General features: G+C 48.1%; 20 protein-coding genes. 16 read left to right on the top strand and 4 right to left on the bottom strand.

Annotation, left to right across the window (positions count from 1 at the left end; all coding sequences use genetic code 11):
* Positions 1-69: 69 nt before the first annotated feature.
* Positions 70-450, bottom strand: coding sequence for a hypothetical protein (locus DWZ67_RS18910; protein ID WP_120139496.1), 381 nt, complete (start codon positions 448-450; stop codon positions 70-72).
* Between the two features lie 394 nt (positions 451-844).
* On the opposite strand from DWZ67_RS18910, the gene miaB reads away from it, so the two are divergent.
* Positions 845-2,218 carry a tRNA (N6-isopentenyl adenosine(37)-C2)-methylthiotransferase MiaB gene (gene miaB, locus DWZ67_RS18915; RefSeq protein ID WP_008662310.1) on the top strand — a complete coding sequence of 458 codons (1,374 nt, stop codon included), beginning with the start codon at positions 845-847 and terminating at the stop codon, positions 2,216-2,218.
* A 102-nt stretch (positions 2,219-2,320) separates the two neighbouring features.
* On the opposite strand, the gene DWZ67_RS18920 is transcribed toward miaB, so the two are convergent.
* Positions 2,321-2,824 carry a DUF3836 domain-containing protein gene (locus tag DWZ67_RS18920; RefSeq protein ID WP_005825281.1) on the bottom strand — a complete coding sequence of 168 codons (504 nt, stop codon included), beginning with the start codon at positions 2,822-2,824 and terminating at the stop codon, positions 2,321-2,323.
* 372 nt (positions 2,825-3,196) lie between these two features.
* On the opposite strand from DWZ67_RS18920, the gene DWZ67_RS18925 reads away from it, so the two are divergent.
* The 8 genes from DWZ67_RS18925 (at position 3,197) to metK (ending at position 10,404) form a co-directional block, all read left to right on the top strand.
* On the top strand, positions 3,197-4,096 hold the full coding sequence (locus tag DWZ67_RS18925; RefSeq protein WP_120139497.1) for a class I SAM-dependent methyltransferase: 900 nt from the start codon (positions 3,197-3,199) through the stop codon (positions 4,094-4,096).
* 96 nt (positions 4,097-4,192) lie between these two features.
* Positions 4,193-5,068: a cell division protein FtsX gene (locus DWZ67_RS18930; protein WP_005825286.1), complete on the top strand. Its 876-nt coding sequence runs from the start codon at positions 4,193-4,195 to the stop codon at positions 5,066-5,068.
* Between the two features lie 83 nt (positions 5,069-5,151).
* Positions 5,152-5,391 (top strand): DUF3098 domain-containing protein, encoded by a 240-nt coding sequence (locus tag DWZ67_RS18935; RefSeq protein ID WP_008662319.1) that lies wholly within the window; start codon positions 5,152-5,154, stop codon positions 5,389-5,391.
* 156 nt (positions 5,392-5,547) lie between these two features.
* A complete protein-coding gene (locus tag DWZ67_RS18940; protein ID WP_005825291.1) occupies positions 5,548-6,339 on the top strand; it encodes an undecaprenyl-diphosphate phosphatase in 792 nt (263 codons plus the stop codon).
* Positions 6,340-6,454: 115 nt separating this feature from the next.
* A complete protein-coding gene (gene truB, locus DWZ67_RS18945) occupies positions 6,455-7,162 on the top strand; it encodes a tRNA pseudouridine(55) synthase TruB (protein ID WP_120139498.1) in 708 nt (235 codons plus the stop codon).
* A 110-nt stretch (positions 7,163-7,272) separates the two neighbouring features.
* Entirely contained in the window at positions 7,273-8,331 is a 1,059-nt protein-coding gene (queA, locus tag DWZ67_RS18950; RefSeq protein ID WP_005825296.1) for a tRNA preQ1(34) S-adenosylmethionine ribosyltransferase-isomerase QueA, read from the top strand.
* A gap of 2 nt (positions 8,332-8,333) precedes the next feature.
* On the top strand, positions 8,334-8,810 hold the full coding sequence (gene folK, locus DWZ67_RS18955) for a 2-amino-4-hydroxy-6-hydroxymethyldihydropteridine diphosphokinase (protein ID WP_120027431.1): 477 nt from the start codon (positions 8,334-8,336) through the stop codon (positions 8,808-8,810).
* 301 nt (positions 8,811-9,111) lie between these two features.
* Positions 9,112-10,404: a methionine adenosyltransferase gene (gene metK, locus DWZ67_RS18960; RefSeq protein WP_005825299.1), complete on the top strand. Its 1,293-nt coding sequence runs from the start codon at positions 9,112-9,114 to the stop codon at positions 10,402-10,404.
* 104 nt (positions 10,405-10,508) lie between these two features.
* On the opposite strand, the gene DWZ67_RS18965 is transcribed toward metK, so the two are convergent.
* Together DWZ67_RS18965 and DWZ67_RS18970 are read right to left on the bottom strand one after the other, a co-directional pair.
* Positions 10,509-12,455, bottom strand: a complete 1,947-nt coding sequence (locus DWZ67_RS18965; RefSeq protein ID WP_120139499.1) for an ATP-binding protein — start codon at positions 12,453-12,455, stop codon at positions 10,509-10,511.
* Positions 12,456-12,610: 155 nt separating this feature from the next.
* Positions 12,611-13,333, bottom strand: coding sequence for a helix-turn-helix domain-containing protein (locus tag DWZ67_RS18970; RefSeq protein ID WP_005825301.1), 723 nt, complete (start codon positions 13,331-13,333; stop codon positions 12,611-12,613).
* A 180-nt stretch (positions 13,334-13,513) separates the two neighbouring features.
* On the opposite strand from DWZ67_RS18970, the gene DWZ67_RS18975 reads away from it, so the two are divergent.
* The 7 genes from DWZ67_RS18975 to DWZ67_RS20310 all read left to right on the top strand — a co-directional run.
* On the top strand, positions 13,514-13,657 hold the full coding sequence (locus tag DWZ67_RS18975) for a hypothetical protein (RefSeq protein WP_022400608.1): 144 nt from the start codon (positions 13,514-13,516) through the stop codon (positions 13,655-13,657).
* Positions 13,658-13,758: 101 nt separating this feature from the next.
* The gene (locus DWZ67_RS18980) at positions 13,759-14,073 is read left to right on the top strand and encodes a hypothetical protein (protein WP_008662326.1); all 315 of its coding nucleotides are present in this window, start codon (positions 13,759-13,761) and stop codon (positions 14,071-14,073) included.
* A gap of 47 nt (positions 14,074-14,120) precedes the next feature.
* Positions 14,121-14,984 (top strand): DUF4373 domain-containing protein, encoded by an 864-nt coding sequence (locus DWZ67_RS18985; RefSeq protein WP_120139500.1) that lies wholly within the window; start codon positions 14,121-14,123, stop codon positions 14,982-14,984.
* 186 nt (positions 14,985-15,170) lie between these two features.
* Positions 15,171-15,659, top strand: a complete 489-nt coding sequence (locus tag DWZ67_RS18990; RefSeq protein ID WP_005825310.1) for an HU family DNA-binding protein — start codon at positions 15,171-15,173, stop codon at positions 15,657-15,659.
* 158 nt (positions 15,660-15,817) lie between these two features.
* Positions 15,818-16,258 (top strand): N-acetylmuramoyl-L-alanine amidase, encoded by a 441-nt coding sequence (locus DWZ67_RS18995; RefSeq protein ID WP_120139501.1) that lies wholly within the window; start codon positions 15,818-15,820, stop codon positions 16,256-16,258.
* Positions 16,259-16,284: 26 nt separating this feature from the next.
* Positions 16,285-16,386 carry a smalltalk protein gene (locus tag DWZ67_RS20195; RefSeq protein WP_005825315.1) on the top strand — a complete coding sequence of 34 codons (102 nt, stop codon included), beginning with the start codon at positions 16,285-16,287 and terminating at the stop codon, positions 16,384-16,386.
* Positions 16,387-16,478: 92 nt separating this feature from the next.
* A partial coding sequence (locus DWZ67_RS20310; protein WP_243635190.1) for a DUF6443 domain-containing protein occupies positions 16,479-21,114 on the top strand: 4,636 nt, incomplete at its 3' end.

Consider the following 21,114-nt stretch of genomic DNA (forward strand, 5'->3'; position numbering starts at 1 on the left):
TAAATAGTTATTTTTTCGTGTAAAGATTCTGAAGGGGCTCGTAATTGGTTCTGCAATTATCGACTGTCTTTAATATTTCCGTTGAAGTATTTCTGACCAGATGATGGCTTTCCTCGCTTCTTCTGCCGAGTGGATGCCGTATTCGGACGTTACTTCATCGGATTCTTGCGGACGGGATGCCGGGGAGGGAGGGGAAGCCTTTATGGAAGTGTGCTTGGATTTGGCAGACGGTTTGGATACCGGCTTGGGCGTTTCTGCCGGCTTGGGGCCTTCGGGAATAAAGCCTCCGTAAGTATCTCCGCCCCAGTATTCGGGCAGTGGGTTGTCAACGTCGGGCATAGGTATGTCGGGACTCTTGTCAGCATTTTTATTTGCTTCTTTCTTAAACTGCTTGACGAGTCCGATTACTATGACAGCCGCAACTAACAGAAACTTGAAGACATCTTCCATATTCTTTTTGATTTTCCACCCAAAGATAGTGCAATTATCTCTTATCTTTGCTTTTGGGCAAAGTTAATTATTTAATCTGATTACAGCCAAGGAATTGGTAATAAAAAAGGGCAGCTTCACAGCTCCCCTTAATTTTTTTAACCTAAACCTTAACTATGAAAAAATCTAATGTTTCTTTCATTCTACAAATTTGTGAATTAATTTGCTCTATGCCAAATTAACACTCGGAAAATGTTTGCTCTCTTAACATAAATTAGCTGATAAGGCGCAGATTGACAACTTGTAATGGCATTTTTCTTTCATTTCATCCGTTTATTGGGAGGGAAGAAGTATCTTTGCGCTCCGGATGACAGATACCAACTTATGATATAAACTGATTTTAAACGAACTGATTATGGAAAAAGTAACGGGAGCAGACTTTAAATCTGCAACTGCTGATGACAACAAGAAGTTGTTTATCGAGACTTACGGCTGCCAGATGAATGTGGCCGACAGTGAAGTGATTGCATCCGTCATGCAGATGGCGGGATATTCGGTGGCCGACACCCTGGAGGAAGCCGATGCAGTGTTTATGAACACCTGCTCCATCCGCGACAATGCGGAGCAGAAGATTCTGAACCGTCTGGAGTTCTTCCACTCGCTCAAGAAGAAGAAACGCGGCCTGATAGTGGGTGTGCTGGGCTGTATGGCAGAGCGTGTGAAGGACGACTTAATCACCAACCATCATGTGGACCTGGTGGTGGGGCCGGATGCCTACCTTACTCTGCCCGAACTGATTGCCTCGGTAGAGGCCGGTGAGAAAGCAATGAACGTGGAGCTCTCCACCACAGAGACCTATCGGGATGTCATCCCCTCGCGCATTTGCGGAAACCACATCTCCGGCTTCGTCTCCATCATGCGTGGGTGCAATAATTTCTGTACTTACTGCATCGTTCCCTACACCCGTGGCCGTGAGCGTAGCCGTGATGTGGAAAGCATCCTCAATGAAGTGGCCGACCTCGTGGCAAAGGGTTATAAGGAAGTCACCCTGCTGGGACAGAACGTCAATTCTTATCGCTTCGAGAAGCCGGACGGAGAGACGATTACTTTTCCAATGCTGCTGCGCACCGTGGCAGAGGCAGCGCCGGGCGTACGTATCCGTTTCACTACCTCGCACCCTAAAGACATGAGCGACGAAACTCTCCAGGTCATTGCCGACATGCCCAACGTATGTAAGCACATCCACCTGCCGGTACAGAGTGGGAGCAGCCGCATCCTGAAGCTGATGAACCGCAAGTACGACCGCGAGTGGTATATGGACCGCGTGGCAGCCATCCGCCGCATCATCCCCGATTGTGGCTTATCTACGGATATATTCTCCGGTTTCCATAGTGAGACGGAGGAGGACCACCAGCTTTCCCTCTCGCTGATGGAGGAGTGCGGATACGATTCCGCCTTTATGTTCAAGTACAGCGAACGCCCCGGTACGCATGCTTCCAAGTACCTGCCGGACGATGTGCCCGAGGAGGTGAAGATTCGCCGTCTGAATGAAATCATCGCCTTACAAAACCGTCTCTCTGCCGAGGCGAATGCCCGTTGCGTGGGCAAGACGTACGAGGTGCTGGTGGAAGGTGTTTCCAAACGTAGTCGTGACCAGTTGTTCGGCCGTACGGAACAAAACCGTGTGGTGGTGTTTGACCGTGGCACGCACCGTGTGGGCGATTTTGTGATGGTGAAGGTTACCGAATCCAGTTCGGCTACGCTGAAAGGAGAAGAGGTAGCCGGCTGACGGGATAGAAAAGTCTCGATGACATCAGTATGATGACACCGGTATATAGAATAAAAGCACGAGCCGTGAGGCTCGTGCTTTTCATATTATAAACTTTAAATTTTATTCTGCCATGGCCAGAATATTCGCTACGTAGTCGGTCTTGTTGTAGCTTACCAGGGTCAATTCGGACTTTGGCGCGTCCTGATTGTAGAGTTTGTAAGCTACCGGCATGTTTTCATCGTTCAATTCATACACACTTTTCTTCATGTCTTTGTCATAAGCCTTGTGAGACTCGTTCCAACGTGCGTAGGACATGGTGATTTCATCATTGCCATATTGGTATGTCATCTTAAAGTAAGGTGTCCATTCGTCTTTTGTACCGTCCCACTTGGAGGCTTCCTTGCAGGTCAGGCGTTTCTGGTCGTCATAAGAGTATTCATAACGGATGTGCCGGTAAAGTTGTGCACCGTCTTGCTTAAAGATGGTCTTGGCAACTACTAATTCGTTTTTCACTTCTTCATTGGTGATGAAGTTGTTTTCCTGAGCTTTCACTTCTGTATTCATAACGCTTACGATAGTCATTGCTACGAATGCGACTGCCTTGAATAAATTTGTAGTTTTCATAATCTTTATTTTTAATTGTTGTTACTTACTCTGTTTCTTTTAGACGTTGTTCCCGATTAAAAAGTTGCATTCCAACTAATCTTTTTCTCAAACGCCTTCGCCTAATTATAGTCAATTCCCATGCCAAAGATTTAAGTTGTTGATAATCAATGAATAGATGCTTTCGAAAACTGTTCATTATCGGACAGTTGTCCGCTTAATATCGAACAGTTGGTCATTCGTTCCGCCAGCTGGCCGGAGCAAGCGTTTGTTTTCTTAAATCTCCTTAATGGAAACCCTATAAATCACTTTTTATTTGTTATTTTGCACCAAATTTAGGTATGGTGTGGTCTGTTTCATTCGGGCTGCACTTCCTTATTGGCAGAACGTTCGATGAATAAACTCACTATAAAAGCTTGTCCGTTATGTGGTGGAACGCATTTGGAGCGTGCCCTGACATGTGTAGACCATTATGCCTCGGGCGAAATGTTCCACTTATGCCGCTGCCGGGATTGCGGTTTCCTTTTCACGCAAGACTTTCCCGTGGAGGCTGAAATCGGTCGTTACTACGAAACTCCTGATTACATTTCACATACCGATACCCGCAAGGGGGCGATGAACTCCGTGTACCACTGGGTGCGCAACTATATGCTGGGACGCAAGGCACGTCTTGTGGTCCGTGAAGCACACCGCAAGGAGGGCAGCCTGCTGGATTTGGGTACGGGGACTGGTTACTTTGCCGATGCCATGCAGCGTCGCGGCTGGCAGGTGGAAGCTGTGGAAAAGAGTGCGCAGGCGCGTGCCTTTGCCAAAGAACACTTCAATCTGGATGTGAAACCCCATACGGCATTGAAAGATTTTGCACCGGGCAGTTTCGACGTCATCACCCTATGGCATGTCATGGAACATCTGGAACCCCTCAACGAAACGTGGGAAACCTTGCACTCCCTGCTGACTGAAAAGGGGGTACTGATTGTAGCTGTGCCCAACTGCTCCTCTTTCGACGCAAAGAAATACGGGGCTTACTGGGCTGCCTACGATGTGCCCCGCCATTTGTGGCACTTCACACCGGGCACCATCCAGCAATTCGGTTCCAAGCATGGTTTCATCATGGCAGAGCGGCATCCCATGCCGTTCGATGCCTTCTACGTCTCCATGCTGACAGAAAAGCACATGAGGCACTCGTGTACTTTCCTGCGGGGAATGGTGACCGGTACACTGGCCTGGTTCAGCGCGTTGGTGAAGAAGGAACGCAGCAGTTCCATGATTTACGTGTTCAGGAAGAAAGGGTGAGAAAAGGGATTAGGGATTAATGATTAATGATTAATGATTAATAGCGACTGATTTACATAACTTGTAGCTTGTAACTCGTAACTTATAATTGATATAATGAAAGCAAAGAATAACTCGGTATCCTATTTTGACATGCAGTTCATTACGTCCAGCATCAGTACGACGCTGGTGTTACTGCTGTTGGGGCTGGTTGTATTCTTTGTGCTCGCGGCTCATAATCTTTCCGTGTACGTCAAGGAGAACATCAGTTTCTCCGTGCTTGTCAGTGACGACATGAAGGAGAGCGACATCCTGAAGCTTCAGAAGAGGCTGGACAAGGAGGCTTTTGTGAAGCAGACGGAATACATTTCCAAGAAGCAGGCACTCCGCGAGCAGACTGAGGCGATGGGTACGGACCCGCAAGAGTTCCTCGGCTACAATCCTTTCACTGCCTCCATCGAAATCAAGCTGCATTCCGACTATGCCAATTCGGACAGCATCGCCAAAATAGAGAAACTGATTAAAAAGAATACCAATATCCAGGAAGTGCTCTATCAGAAAGACTTGATAGATGCCGTGAACGATAATATAAGGAATATCAGCTTGATGCTGCTGGGGCTGGCTGTGATACTGACGTTTATCTCCTTTGCGCTGATAAACAACACCATCCGTCTGGCTATATATTCCAAGCGTTTCCTTATCCACACCATGAAGCTGGTGGGAGCAAGCTGGGCATTCATCCGTCGTCCGTTTCTGCGGCGCAATTTCTGGATAGGTGTGCTGGCCGCTTTCATAGCCGACAGCATTCTGTGGGGAGCCGCCTATTGGCTGGTGTCCTACGAACCGGAGTTGGTCAAGGTGATTACGCCCGAGGTGATGGTGCTGGTGTCGGGTGCCGTGCTGGTGTTCGGTGTACTTATTACGTGGCTGTGCGCTTTGCTTTCCATCAACAAATATCTGAGGATGAAGGCAAGCACACTGTATTATATTTAACGCCTTGAAGTGCATAGAGAGAAAGTACTGTTATCGCAGCCTCCAAATAGTAAATTGTAAATAGTAAAATAGTAAATGTATAGATGAGTAAAGAGAAATTCGCTTTTGATAAGACCAATTTTATCCTGCTTGGCATCGGAATGGCGGTGGTTATCATTGGTTTTCTTCTGATGACCGGCCCCGTGTCTACCCCGACGACCTTTGAGCCGGACATTTTTAGTGTGAGACGCATCAAGGTGGCTCCGGTAGTTTGCCTGCTGGGGTTTGTGTTCATGATATATGCCGTGCTGCGCAAGCCTAAAAGCTGTTGTGCAGAGGAGTAAACTTTCAGACGCGGATTACACAGATGACGCAGATTGGAATATTAGAAATCCGTGTCATCTGCGTTATCTGCGTCTGAAAAATAATCAGAAAGAAAGTAGTAACAGAGCTTCCGGACAGCCCCTCCGGCAACTCAAGAACTTAAAAACTTAAACAAATTGGAATGGTTTGAAGCGCTTATCCTTGGGCTTATTCAAGGACTGACCGAATATCTGCCGGTGAGCAGTAGCGGACACCTCGCCATCGGTTCGGCATTGTTCGGTATTGAGGGAGAGGAGAATCTTGCTTTTACGATAGTGGTACATGTGGCTACGGTGTTCAGTACGCTGGTGATACTCTGGAAAGAGATTGACTGGATTTTCAAGGGACTGTTCAAGTGGCAGATGAACGAGGAGACACGTTACGTCATCAATATACTGGTATCCATGATACCTATCGGCATTGTGGGGGTATTTTTCAAGGACGAAGTAGAGGCCATTTTCGGTTCGGGACTGGTCGTTGTGGGCTGCTGCCTGCTGCTGACAGCTCTGCTGCTGTCTTTCTCCTATTATTATAAGCCGAAGCAGAAGGAGAACATCAGCATGAAGGATGCCTTTATCATCGGTCTGGCACAAGCATGCGCGGTGCTTCCGGGGCTTTCCCGTTCGGGCAGCACCATTGCAACCGGTCTGTTGCTGGGCGACAACAAGGCGAAGCTGGCACAGTTCTCTTTCCTGATGGTGATGCCTCCCATCCTGGGCGAGGCACTGCTGGATGGAATGAAGATGATGAAAGGTGAGGCGGTTGCAGGGGATATTCCGACGCTTTCGCTGGTGGTAGGTTTCCTGGCTGCTTTTGTTTCGGGCTGCCTGGCCTGCAAGTGGATGATAAATATTGTGAAGAAGGGCAAGCTGATTTATTTTGCCATCTATTGCGCGATAGCCGGTGTCATAACGCTCATATTAAGCTAAAGTCCCCTCCTTGTGTGGGGGAAAGACTGATTACTCCGGAAATCAATAAGAGAAAAATATTAAGTTGTACCATTTTATCCCCCTCCCTACCGGGGAGGGGTTAGGGGAGAGGCCAATGAATTTTAAAGAAGGAGAAGTCCTCTATTTCAATAAACCGCTGGGATGGACATCGTTCAAGGTTGTGGGACATGCGCGTTACCACATCTGCCGGCGGATAAAGGAGAAGAAGTTGAAAGTAGGCCATGCCGGTACCCTCGACCCGCTTGCTACGGGGGTGATGATAGTCTGTACGGGCAAGGCCACGAAACGGATTGAGGAATTCCAGTATCACACGAAGGAGTACGTCGCCACCATCCGGTTGGGCGCCACCACTCCCTCTTACGATCTGGAACATGAGATAGATGCTACCTATCCCACGGAACACATTACCCGCGGACTGGTGGAGGAGACGCTGAAGAAGTTCATCGGCGAGATACAGCAAGTGCCTCCCGCCTTCTCGGCATGTATGGTGAACGGGAAACGTGCCTACGACCTTGCCCGCAAGGGAGAGGAGGTAGAGCTGAAACCCAAGTTGCTCGTCATCGACGAGATAGAGCTGTTGGACGACGGACTGGGCATTGCCGAACCGTGGATAAAAGTACGCGTAGTATGTAGTAAAGGAACCTATATTCGCGCTTTGGCACGTGACATCGGTGAAGCCTTGCAGAGCGGTGCCCACCTCACCGCCTTGGAGCGTACCCGTGTAGGCGATGTCCGGCTGGTGGACTGCCTCAATCCCCTCGATTTCAAAGAGTGGATAGATGCGCAGGAGATAGATATTTAGTTATAAGTTATTTGCTATGAAGTGTAGCATACTGCCGGATAACTCATACCCTCTTATAACTAAAAACAGACTGATATAAATAATAAATAACTTATAACTCATAACTAATTATGAAACTGTCGCAATTCAAATTCAAGCTTCCCGAAGAGAAGATAGCTTTGCACCCCACGAAGTACAGAGACGAGTCACGTCTGCTGGTGTTGCACCGTAAGACGGGTGAGATTGAGCACAAGATGTTCAAGGATGTTCTGGACTATTTTGATGACAAAGATGTGTTTATCTTCAACGACACCAAGGTTTTCCCTGCCCGCTTGTACGGCAACAAGGAAAAGACCGGTGCGCGTATTGAAGTGTTCTTGTTGCGTGAGTTGAACGAAGAGCTCCGGTTGTGGGATGTACTGGTGGATCCTGCCCGTAAAATACGTATCGGCAATAAGCTCTACTTCGGTGACGACGACTCTATGGTGGCTGAGGTTATCGACAACACCACTTCGCGTGGGCGTACGCTTCGTTTCCTTTACGACGGTCCGCACGATGAGTTCAAGAAGGCGCTCTATGCGCTGGGCGAAACGCCGCTGCCCCACAGTATCATCAACCGTCCCGTAGAGCCGGACGATGCCGAACGTTTCCAGTCTATTTTTGCACGCAACGAAGGAGCTGTTACGGCGCCTACCGCCAGCCTGCACTTCAGCCGCGAGCTGATGAAGCGTATGGAAATCAAGGGTATTGACTTTGCCTACATCACCCTGCATGCCGGCTTGGGTAACTTCCGCGACATTGATGTGGAAGACCTCACCAAGCACAAGACAGACTCCGAGCAGATGATTGTGAACGAGGAAGCCGTACGGATTGTGAACCATGCTAAAGACCTGAACCGCCAAGTCTGTGCCGTAGGTACCACCGTGATGCGTGCCATCGAGAGCACCGTCAGCACCGACGGACATTTGAAGGAATACGAGGGTTGGACCAACAAGTTCATCTTCCCGCCGTACGACTTTACCGTGGCCAATGCCATGATATCCAACTTCCACATGCCGCTCAGTACCCTGCTGATGATTGTTGCCGCTTTCGGCGGTTACGAGCAGGTGATGGAGGCATACAATGTGGCATTGAAGGAAGAGTACCGCTTTGGTACGTATGGAGATGCGATGCTGATTACAGACCGGTAATTATGGTTGTTTATTTCAGTCTTGGTACCAATCTCGGCGATAAGGAGCAGAACCTCCGCATGGCCGTCCAAAAGATAAGAAAGCAGATAGGGGAAGTGATTTCCCTATCTGCTTTTTATGCTACTGCCCCGTGGGGCTTTTCTTCCGATAATACTTTTCTGAATGCCGCGCTTTGCGTAGACACTGCTTTGGTGCCTTTGGAGGTGTTGCAAACGACGCAGGAAATCGAGCGGGAGATGGGGCGTACGCATAAGTCTGTCAATGCAGTGTATAGCGACCGTGTGATAGACATCGACCTGTTGCTCTGTTTTGCCGATGACGGTACTCCCGTTTTGCTGGATACTCCCGAACTGAAACTTCCTCATCCGCTGATGCAGGAACGCCGTTTCGTGATGGAGCCGTTGGCGGAGATTGCTTCAGGCGTGGTGCATCCGGTATTGGGAAAGACAATCGGGGAATTGTTGCAAAATCAGTGTTAATCTCTGCTATCTGTAGCGCAGATACAAGATTTCTTTTTTATCTTTGCCTCCGGAAAGCGAAGATAGGCTGCACCTCAGCATAAAAAATGAACAAGTTCATTTTGTTCTGCGTTCGGTTTGCACTATCTTTGCCCCCGAAAAACGATATGTGGAGAGATTTGAGTAGCTTGCAACCACAGAAAAAAATGCTAAAACACATCCTTTTCTGACGGCACGTTTGTGTGCCGGATGCATCTACTCCACACACCTCCTTCCGCCATTCGTTGAATTATCAATTATCAACTATCAATTCTCAACTGAAATGGGATATTTATTCACATCCGAATCGGTGTCTGAAGGACACCCCGACAAAGTGGCCGATCAAATATCGGACGCTGTGCTTGACAAACTGTTGGCCTACGACCCCAGTTCGAAAGTAGCTTGCGAAACTCTGGTTACTACCGGTCAGGTAGTGCTGGCTGGAGAAGTGAAAACCAAAGCGTACGTTGACATGCCTCTCATCGCACGCGAAGTAATCAAGAAAATCGGCTATACCAAAGGCGAGTATATGTTCGAGAGCAATTCGTGCGGCGTGCTGAGCGCCATCCACGAGCAGAGCCCCGACATCAACCGCGGCGTGGAGCGACAGGACCCCATGGAACAAGGTGCCGGAGACCAGGGAATGATGTTCGGCTACGCCACCAACGAAACGGAGAATTACATGCCGCTTTCACTGGACCTTGCACACCGCATCCTGCAAGTGCTGGCAGATGTCCGTCGCGAAGGCAAGGTGATGACCTACCTCCGTCCCGACGCCAAGAGCCAGGTGACCATCGAATATGATGACAACGGCACACCCGTACGCATCGATACCATCGTAGTTTCCACCCAGCACGACGACTTCGTACAGCCTGCCGACGACAGCGATGCCGCCCAGCTGAAGGCCGACGAGGAAATGCTCGCCCAAATCCGCCGGGATGTAATCGAGATTCTGATGCCGCGTGTCATTGCTTCCATCCATCATGAAAAGGTGCTGGCACTGTTCAACGACCGTATCACATATCACGTCAACCCCACGGGCAAGTTCGTAATCGGTGGTCCTCACGGTGACACCGGGCTGACGGGACGCAAGATTATCGTAGATACCTACGGCGGCAAGGGTGCCCACGGTGGCGGCGCTTTCTCCGGAAAGGACCCCTCTAAGGTAGACCGCAGCGCAGCTTATGCAGCCCGCCACATTGCCAAGAATCTGGTAGCTGCCGGCGTTGCCGACGAAATGCTGGTACAGGTAAGTTACGCCATCGGTGTGGCACGCCCCATCAATATCTTCGTAGATACTTATGGCCGCAGCCACGTCAATATGAGCGACGGTGAGATTGCCCGTAAGATTGACGAGCTGTTCGACCTCCGCCCCAAGGCGATAGAAGACCGCCTGAAACTGCGCAACCCCATCTATCAGGAGACTGCCGCCTACGGGCACATGGGCCGCGAGCCGCAGACCATCGTCAAGCACTTCAAGAGCCGCTACGAAGGCAACAAGGACATTGAAGTGGAACTCTTCACCTGGGAGAAGCTGGATTATGTGGACAAGGTGAAAGCCGCATTCGGTTTATAATCAGCATAGCTTTACGGCTATTTATATAGAAGGCTGCCCTTCTGCAGATACCGATGTTTCGGAGGATGCAGAAGAGGCAGCCTTTGTTGTTTTGGTCTTGCTCTTCAAATGGATTTTTTCACCGGCAGTACAAACACGAACCTTGCCCCCTCCTTGTACTCCTTGTCCAGCAGCACTTTCCCTTTCAGCCGTTCGGCGATGAGGCGGCAGATATTGAGTCCCAGGCCGGTGCCTTGCCCGAAGTTGTCGGCCTTTTCAAAACGTTCGAAGATGGTTTCCGAGTATTCCGGGGGAATGCCGGTACCGGTATCGGTGACGGAGAAGGTGACGTATCCGGGATTCTCTGTGAGAGAGCAGTGCAGGTGGATTTCGCCTTGTGTGGTGTGTTTCTCTGCATTGGTAAGGAAGTTGATGAGTATCTGGCACACACGTTGCCCGTCGGTGCTCAGTTCGTAGCAGTCGTCCACTTCGGAGGTGTAGTAGAGCTTCACGCCTTCGGGCTTGCGGTGTTCAACGGTGGTTATGGCTTCCTGGCAGAGTTTGTTGCAATTGTGCGGCGCTATCTTCATGGTGTATCTGTTGCTTTCCAATTCGGCTGCGCTGAGGATGTCCCCCACCAGTGTGAGGAGGAGGTCGGAATTGTGCTGTATGAGATGGCAGAAATCCTGCCTTTCTTCTTGGGAAAGGTTCGTGTCGGGGGAAGTGATGAGCTGTGAGAAGCCCACGATAGAGTTGAGCGGTGTCCGTATTTCGTGACTCATGTTCTGCAGGAAGATGCTCTTTGCCTTGTTGGCTGCTTCGGCTTGGTCGCGTGCTTCTGAAAGTTCCTCGTTCTTGTGGCATAGTTCGAGGTTGACTTTACGTTTGCGGTGGAGGTAGAGCATCAGGAAAAGCAGGGATAACAGCAAAAAGCCGGTGACAATGCTGAAAAGAGTGATGCGGTAGCGCGAGGTGGCCTGTATGTTTTCCATTTTCAGACGTTCGGCACCTATCTGGGTGTTCAGTTCGGCGATGTCCGACAGTTGCAGCAGATTGTTCGTCGAATCCAGCTGCTGGTGGTATTTTCTCAGACATTTGATGGCATTGGGATAGTCTTTGGCGCATTCGTAAATGTAAGCATGTTGTTGCAAGCTTTCCTCGGACAATTGGTCAGCGTGGGCATGGGCCTGCTCATACTGTTTGTCCAGTATGTTCTTGTTGATGTGGGCCATCAGTAGGGAAACGCTGGCAGAGAGCTTGCAACGGTCCGCCATTTGTACGGCTTCTTTATAGCAGTCGTTGAATTCATCTATATGTCCCTGCCGGAATAGTACCAGGCATTTCTCTATCATGGCTTGGGCTATGTTCCGTTCTGTTTTGGCGCTCTTCAAGGCTTTTTCGCAATAGTCCAGTGCGGTGGCGTAATCTTTTTGGGTGTTACGGTAATATTCGGCAAGGCTTGAGTATAGTTGGCTGGGATCCTGGTCGGGCATATTCTTCAGCATATAGTCCAAGGCTTCCTGATAGTATTGGGCGGAGAGGTCGAAGTTTCCGCGTGATTTGTAGATATGGCCCATGGTTCGGATACAGCTGAAGATACCGTAAGGGTATCTGTCGGCAAAAGCTTGCTTTTTCATTTTTTCCGCTTTCTGCAAGGCGAGCAATGAGCGTTGTTGGTTCAGGAAGTAGATGATTTCGCTGCTCCAAGCGTGATAATAATATTGCAGATAGTTATTGGCACGTGAAATCTCTTTCAGGTCAGTGGATGCCTTTTCTATTTTGCTATCATCTTTTTGGGATATATAGAACTGCAGGGGGATGATGTATGCCAGGCATTGTGCTTTTTTGTCACCGAGCTTCAGAGCCTGTTGATACAAAGTGTCGGCCACCAGCAACCCCTCCTGCTGGCGTGCCTGCTTGGAAGCCCGCTGGTAGATGGGGTAGAGTGCATCGTCTATCTTGTAGGGATTGTTCTGTGCTGCGGAAGGTAGGGACACCCATACTGAAAGCACTAGAAAACATAACCTTGAAAGAATGCACTCCCTCTTTGTTCTATTGGATGGAATAAGCATGTTTTTTTCCGGATACTTATTATTATGCCTATGGCATCGCAAAAATAAGATAAAAGAATAAATTACAAGCTTTTTTTGTATAATTTCTCTGTTTACTTATTAAACAATCCTTGCCAGGAGCTTTCTTACGAAATTTCCGGTGATAATGCCGCCCTCTACATCATCATATTCTTCCTTATCGAGAACTTCACGATGGCCATTGCATTGACTGCCGCCAGCGGCAGGTCCATGGGGTCGTGGTGGTTGTTGTAGCTCACCAGACGGATGCAGTCCGGCCGTTCCGAGTGGTTGACGTATTTCACTGCCAGGTATTCGTCGCCGCCCCGTTCGAAGGAGACGAGATACATTTCACCGTAGATGACGTCGGTGAAGTCGCGGATGGACTTAAAGCCTACGATGTCGCCGGACTTGAGGATGGGATACATCGAGTCGCCCGAGACGTAGACGGCACCGTCGCACACAGGGATATTGGGAATTACAATCCGCCCCAAGGCGTACTGCGGGCGGTCAGCCAGCAGTGTCTTCAGGTTGGCGGCGGCAGAGATGTCATAGAGGGTCACGCTACGGTCGTCCATAGGGTCGGCAGTTTTCGGTGTGTGAAGTATTTCCACTTCACCTTGTACCAAGTCATTGTCACAGAATTTTGAATGATGTGCAGGCGAGCCCTTTCCCGTCAGCAGCCAGTTGTAGTCCACGTCGTCCAGGCTGCCCAGCAGCAGGGGGAAGTCGATGCTGTTGCGGGCGTTCCAGTTGCTCAGTGTGGAGCGTGATATACCCAGAAAGGCGGCAAGTTCGCTGTCTGTCTTGAATTCTTTTGCCAGTTTGGCACGTTTTATGATGTCTGCCGCACAAAACACCGGGTCTTTGTCATTCGCCATATTCTTCAGTTTTTACGTGTAAATTATTCAGAAACTATTATCTCCTCATTTATACTGTCTTACGTCTTATTTAAGAATTTAATTCCCGATTTGTTTGTTTTATAAATGAAAACAGCATTATCTTTGTTGGGACAAAAATACATATCATGTTTTATAAATGCAAATAAAAGGGAGGGATTTATGGAAAATACACATCTGGTCTTTTATCCGGAAGCATCCGAATTTAGCAAAAATACTTACGAATTTGAAAAAATGGGCATCCACCTTGCCGGATGTATAGATGAGGTGCGTTGGAAGTATAGATGCAACGCGCTGGATGTATAGATAGAATACGCTGGATATATACTTCCAGCAAACAGCCCCTACAAGCATCTTTGGCAGGGGCGTGCCGAAAAAAATATTATTGTACTAATTCTTAACAAAAAATGGTTATGGAACAGATTATTGAAAAAAATGTTCGTTTCTGTGGATGTTGCCACAGAGAACTGCCCGTTGATTCTTTTTATGTAGACAAGCGTACGCTTGCCCCCGACAATTATTGCAAGGAATGCCGTAGGGCGATGAGTAACGCCCGCTACCGTCGCTCACTTCCTGCAAGCAATCCCCTCCGTTATCCGGTCATCACTGAAATTTCGGACTGTACTCTTCGTATGTATCTTATTCTGAATGCTTTGAAGGTAGTGCGCGAAAGCGTGCTCCGCAAGCGGAAACGCCTATGCGAAGCAGGTGATATAGAATGATACAAGCCGCTCTCTCCCCCTAATCACTAACCCCTAATCATCAAACCATGTCCAGAATCAAAAAACGGGGACTTGACTATTTCCCCTTGAACACAGACTTTATACACGACCGTCTGGTGCGCCGCATCATGAAGCGTGAGGGTGACGGCTCCTTTGCCATTCTGCTGGGCGCCCTCTCCTGTATTTATGCCGACGAAGGCTATTACGTGTGTGCCGACGAGCTTTTCTACGAAGACCTTTCCGCCTGCCTCTATGAAAAGACGGCTGCCGACGTGAAGCGCATTCTTGCCCTGGCTGTGGAGTACGGCATTTTCAATGCCGTCCTTTTCGGCAAATACGCCATCCTGACTTCTGCCGAGATACAGCGGCAGTATCTGTTCAGTACCAAGCGCCGGAAATCTTCCGCCATAGACACACGTTATTGTCTGGTGGATGATTCTCAGAGCGATGACGATGCCGCGCCGACTGCCACCGGGAGAGTGCCGTCTGCCAATGGAAGCGTGCCGTCCGCTGCCGAAAGTGCAGCATTTAAGCCCGAAAATGCGACATCGGGTACACATAGCACAGCAGAGCATAGCACATCACAACACAGCAAAGAAAATCCCCTCCTCTATAGTTCCCCCGGAACCGGGGGCACTGAGGGCGCGGATGTACCATCCGCGGAGGGGGAATATCTTCGGAAAATAGAGCAACTGCAACCGCCGCAGGATGGCACGGACCGCAACCTGGACGGGTTGCTTTTCAATCTGAAGCAGTTCCATATTCCTCCGCAAGAGCAGTATGCCATTATCCTCAAAAGTAATTTCGGTGCTATCGGCCACCCTTTGTGGAAGGGCTTCTATGCCTTGCGCGAGAGTCATGGCAAGATACGGCAACCGGGGCGATACCTGCTGAGCCTGTGCTGTAAGTAAAGTTTTCGATTTGTGAATAAATTCATGAAGAAAAACGGTTTTTTTAATTTGCACACTTTTCCGGATAGCGTTATCTTTGCAATGTGGTTAAGCTTAATACACGAAAATAAAACAATGTTGTTTCATTTGAAAAAAACGAATCCTTGAATTTCAAGACAAACTATTAATTTTTAAAACAAAACTACTATGCCAGTAATTTACAAATCATTTCAGTCGGTTCTTGCCAACAAAGAGGGCAAGAAGCTTTTTTATCCCCGCGTGGTGCTGACGGGGAATGTGGACACCGAGCAGGTGGCCAAGGAGATTGCGGAGTTGTCTTCCCTCTCTACGGGTGACTCGAAGAATGTCATCGACAACCTGGTGACCGTGATGACTCGCCACCTGCAGTCTTCCGAGAGCGTGACGCTGGACGGTCTGGGTACTTTCCGCCTTACGATGAAGTCCACCATGAACGGTGTGGAAGACCCTCTGAAGGTGTCGGCTACCCAGTCCACACTACGAGTGCGTTTTCTGCCCACCTCCAAGCGTAATCTGGACCATACGGTGTCTACCCGTTCGCTGGTGACCGGGGTGAAGTGCGTGCGCTTCGACCTTCAGGACACGGCAGGTTCGGGCGGCAACGACGGTGGCTCGGGTGGCAACGACGGTGACCAAGGTGAAAATCCGTTGGGATAAGGCCATTTACGATTTGACGATTTACGATGTACGATTGAAATTCGTACTGCTAAATAACCGCGCCTATGCAGGCATTTATGATACGAAAAGTAATCGTACATCGTAAATCGTCAAATCATAAATTACTAATCTTCAATCATTAATCACTAACTAATCTTATGCGAAAAATCAACTACATCGTGGTGCATTGCAGCGCCACGCGGGAGGGCCATGTGCTCACTCCCGAGGCTTTAGAGTCCGAGCACCGCCGCCGTGGCTTCCGCACGACGGGCTATCACTACTATATCCGGAGAGACGGTACCGTGCTCGGAACCCGTTCCCTGGAACTGCCCGGTGCGCATTGCCGCGGTCACAACAAGTATTCGATAGGTATCTGCTACGAAGGCGGGCTGGATGCCCGGGGAAATCCGAAGGATACCCGTACGCCGGAGCAGCGTTCGGCCCTGCACCTGCTGGTGTACCAGCTGCTACAACAGTTCCGGAATGCCCGTGTATGCGGCCACCGCGACCTCAGTCCCGATTTGGACGGAGATGGGACGGTGGAGCCGTGGGAGTGGGTGAAGCAGTGTCCGTGCTTCGAGGTAAGTAAAGAATTTTAGAACAATCATCTTTAAAACATGGAATTATGAAAATAAGCAAAGAAACCTGGAAAGATATCTTGAAAATTGTGGGTACCATCATTGCCACCATAGCCAGTGTGCTGGGCGTGCAGGCGATGCCACTGTAAAAACAAGTATTACAAAACTAAAAAAGTGTGCCGGAAGCCGAAATACCTACTTCAGGCGCACTTATTTAAGAAATATATAAATTTCATTGAATATGAAAAATAGAATAAAAGTATTGTTAGCTCTTCTTATGTTATGTGGTACAACGCAGTCGGTACGTGCACAGGACGGTGGAGATATGAATAATCATCTTCTGCGGATAAATGATTATGTACCTGCTATTCCCGAAGCGGCAGGTATGCAATTGTATGGAAACATTCCTGTAAGTGAATACACAGGAACACCTGATATCTCTATACCGCTATATACCCTTAAATGTGGGCGTATAGAACTACCCATTACGTTGTCTTATCATGCGAGCGGAGTCAAGGTGGCTCAAGAAGCTACGTGGGTAGGTCTTGGTTGGAATCTTTTGGCAGGAGGGTGCGTCAACCTTAATGCTGTGGGCAAGGTAGACGCGACCTCTGGTACATTTGCTACTTGGGCTGAATGGGAGAAAATAAAATATCACTGGAAAGTACAGAGTGCTGATACGTTGAACTACCGTTCGGGGACCGAGGAACTGATGAATTTGTGGGGAAATTTAATGTTCGACCCCAATACGAGTAATACGACCAATGGAATTATTAATGAAGGCCTTATAGGGCAAGGTGAAAGAGATATATTTGAAGTTGCATTGCCCGGAGGAAGATCATTCAAATACTTCTTGCACCCCAAAAGTCAGACTCCTGTCATTATCGGTTCCAGGATGAATTGTAAAGTGTGGCATAGTGCTGAAAAAGTGATCATTACAGATGAAGCAGGCACATCTTATGCCTTCAGGCCTTATGCATTTGTAACTTCCAATGCTCCCTTGACTTATATGCTGACAAGTATGACGGATGTGACGGGACATACTATCACTCTAACCTATGTTACCGCCAGTTGCTATTCGGTGCCTGTTATGTCGGAGTATTATACCGTAGGTACTCCTCCGGACAATGACTATATAAAACGGAACTTTACTGCCGGCATTTCACAGACTTGCTATTTAAGCAAGATAGAAACCGATACGGAAGAAGTGATTTTCGAGATGGGAAGTCGTGAAGACCGCTATCCGGGAACTACCGGAAAACTGACAAACATGAAAATAAAGAGTAAGTTGGACGGGAAGGATGTGTATTCTTACCAGTTCAATTATGATTACTTCATTTGTCCCGAACAATCAGTCGGCGGTAATTACTTGTCATCGGACGATTATGGGTCGTCGTCTACCATACCCACCAGCGTACTTCGTAAACGTCTGAAACTGCTTTCTGTACTTCGAAAAAATGGCACTTCGCAGGGTGAAAAGCATACATTCACTTATAATGAAGCTGTGAACTTGCCTTATAAGACTTCTTTTGCCATAGACTATTGGGGATATTACAATGGACAGCAGAATACTTCCACGCTTACAAACCGTGTTCATACATTGATTCCCTCCCTGGAAGGTTTGACGAATGTTCCTTTATCCGGTTCTACCGCTGTCAGAAATTGTAGCCGGGAGTATATTACGGCCAATATGCTGAAGAAAATCACATATCCTACGGGCGGCAGTGTGGAGTTTGAGTTTGAACCTCACACTTTTGTAGGAGACAATCGTTTCATTTCTGCAGAGGATTTGAATAAGTATGACGCACAAGTCAAAGGTGTCAATACTGTCAACAACAACGACCTGATAGTGACGCCTTCCGCTACTTTCACTCTGCCCACCACGCAGGTAGTGACGGTGGATGCTCAAGTCAATTTTCCCGATTATGAAGTCAATCAAGTCACCGGCTCCGGAACCACTTTGCGGAAACTCGGTGCCGGAGGAAGTGTCATTAAATCGTACAAAGTGACTTCACAAAATACCAGTGGGCATGTGTATCATGTCAACGAGTCGTTCACATTGGAAGCGGGAGATTATGTCCTGACAAGTACATTGAGTTCTGCAGTTACCAATCAAGGTTATTCTACCCGCAATGCCAGTTCTGCTACTTTGACCTATAGAGGCGGTGGAACTGCAGTAAACAAAGACACATTGCAGAAAGTTGGCGGAGGAGTGAGAATCAAGACCATTACTAAAAAGAATAATACAGGTGAAGTGTTGGAACGTACCGGTTACTTGTATGAAAGCGAGAATCACAAGACCTCTGGCATTCTGATGTTCTCAGTCAAGTTCTATGATGATTTTAATGTCCGGCGCGGAAGCTATACCACAACTCCTGAAGGAGTGATACGCCCTTCTACCAGTTACCACACTTTCCGCCGTTTTTATGCTCAGGCGCAAACTCCACCAGCTTCTGCGCCCAATGCCAATCCTGTAGGTTACAGCCGTGTCGTCAAGCAGCGCGATTTTCTGGATGCGGGGAGAGAGGAACTCGTATTCAGTAACATAGCCGGCCAGGATTATGATGCTACCTTGGCTTATATGCCTGCCAACTATAATGGGCGACTACTGAAAAAGAGCATCTATGATGCCGGTAATATCTTGGTATGGGAAGACACCTATGAATATGAGATTGCAAACAAGTGGCAAGAATTGACCAACATCCGTGTAAGGGACAACTATGTGGGTCCGGTTAATTGCTATTCCGGCAGTATCACCTATAATGAAAACATCGGAGGACAGACGGTGAGCTTTAGAAATCCATTGGCTTATCACGGACGTTTTGAGATAACTTTATATCCGCATCTTACCTATGATATACGGTTAAAACGGGAAGTTTCGACGGAATATGCCCATGGTGTACCGGTGACGCAGGAAAAACTGTATACCTACAACAGTCGTAACCAGATAGCTACTTGCCGCACAAGTACCAGCCGTTCGGGCTATGTAATGGAAAGCTATGCTTATGCAGCGGATGTTTCTTCCTACAAAGATGAATTCAAGGCTAATAACGTGCTTGATGCTGTACAGAACTACCAACGAACATCGGGAGGAGCGACGCTGTATCTGAATAATACGTACGGGGACGTCTTTTCTAAATTCACCTTGCAGTCCAGTGAAGAATATAGTAGTTTGTATCCTGAGAAAAGAACTGTTTCTTATAGGTATGATAGTAAATGGAATCCGGTGGAAGTTACTACTCCCGACAACATGTCTGTGGTCTATTTGTGGGGCTATAAATATTCTTTGCCGATTGCCCGTCTCAAAGGCATCACTTATGCGGAAGTAGTGTCTCGGCTCGGAACAACAGGTTTGGATGCTTTGTGTTCTGCCGGTTCACCCAATACGACGGCCCTCTATGCACTGAAAACGTCCTTTCCGGAATGCGAGGTCACAACCTGGCTTCACAATCCTTCTTATGGGCTGAAGGAGATAAGAAAAGCAACTGGTTTTAAGGATTTCTATCTCTATAATGCTTTGGGTGGTTTATCTGATGTGCAGGATCATAACCAAAATCCTATTGCCTCGTACTTCTATCAGTGGTCTCCTGACGGCACTTCGCAGAATTACGTTCGCACCCATGCTATGACTGCAGCAGCAGGTAGCAAGTATATGGCAAGTTATGATTATTATGACGGCTTGGGGCGTCTCTTCCAGAAGGTACAAAAGGGAATTACTCCTGCCGGAAGTAATTTGATATCGTTACAAGAATATGATGGCGCAGGACGTCGTTCGGAGAGTTGGCTCCCAATTGTTTCCTCCTCTGTTTATATGTCTCCTTCGGCTATCAAAAGTGCGGCTCCGGGCAACTATTCAAGTGATTCCCGTCCCTACAGCAAGCCTGTTTACAGTGTTTCCCCATTAGACCGCATTCTGAAGCGATACTCTCCGGGAGCGGCATGGGCATCAAAACCTGTAACTATGGATTATCTGGCTAATTCTTCCGATGTGAATTGCATTAACTATTCGGTAAGTTCGTCTGGGGCACTTGTCAACAACGGTACTTATGCAGCCGGACAGTTGCGCGTGGTGAAACGTATTGACGAAGACCAACATGTTTCTTATACTTTCACAGACAAACAAGGCCATATATTGCTGGAACGCCAGATGCAGGGTAGCGAGCAGCATGATACTTATTATGTGTATAACGATTTGGATAACCTTTGCTTCGTATTACAACCGATGTATCAGAGTGTGTCAAACCTGGATCAATATGCTTTCCAGTACAAATATGACAACCGTAACCGTTGTAATTGGAAAAAGCTTCCAGGTGCTTCTGCCGTGAGCTATGTGTACGATGAGGCAGACAATATGATCTTTTCCCAGGATGGCAAGCAGTATGCCTCTAAGCAGTGGAGTTTCTATCTGTATGATAAGTTCCATCGTCTGGCAGTGCAGGGCGTTTGTTCCAATACGAATACGGCTGCAGTTTCGAATGTTATTGTATCATGTACACGGGTGAATAGCAACAGCGGTTTGGGTAACAGTGGATATACATCAAGCTTTGCCTTGGTGTCGCCCGAAGTCCATAGAGTAAACTATTATGACGACTATGCCTTCCGTAGTCTGACCGGTTTCGATAATGCCGGCTTTCCTGCGGCAACAATCGATGCCAAAGGATATGTCACCGGTAGTGTGATCACTGTTCTTGGCAGCAGTACAAAACTTTATTCGGCTAATTATTATGACTTTGAGGGACGCATCACAAAAACGGTTCAAGGCAATTTGCTGGAGGGTTATGATACGACGAACACTGTTTATACTTTTACCGGCAAGCCGAACACTGTGACACATACACATACTGCCAGCGGAAAGACCACGCGCACGGAAGTATATA

Origin of the sequence: Bacteroides sp. AF34-31BH, from assembly GCF_003602795.1 — a bacterium.
GTDB lineage: Bacteria > Bacteroidota > Bacteroidia > Bacteroidales > Bacteroidaceae > Bacteroides > Bacteroides uniformis.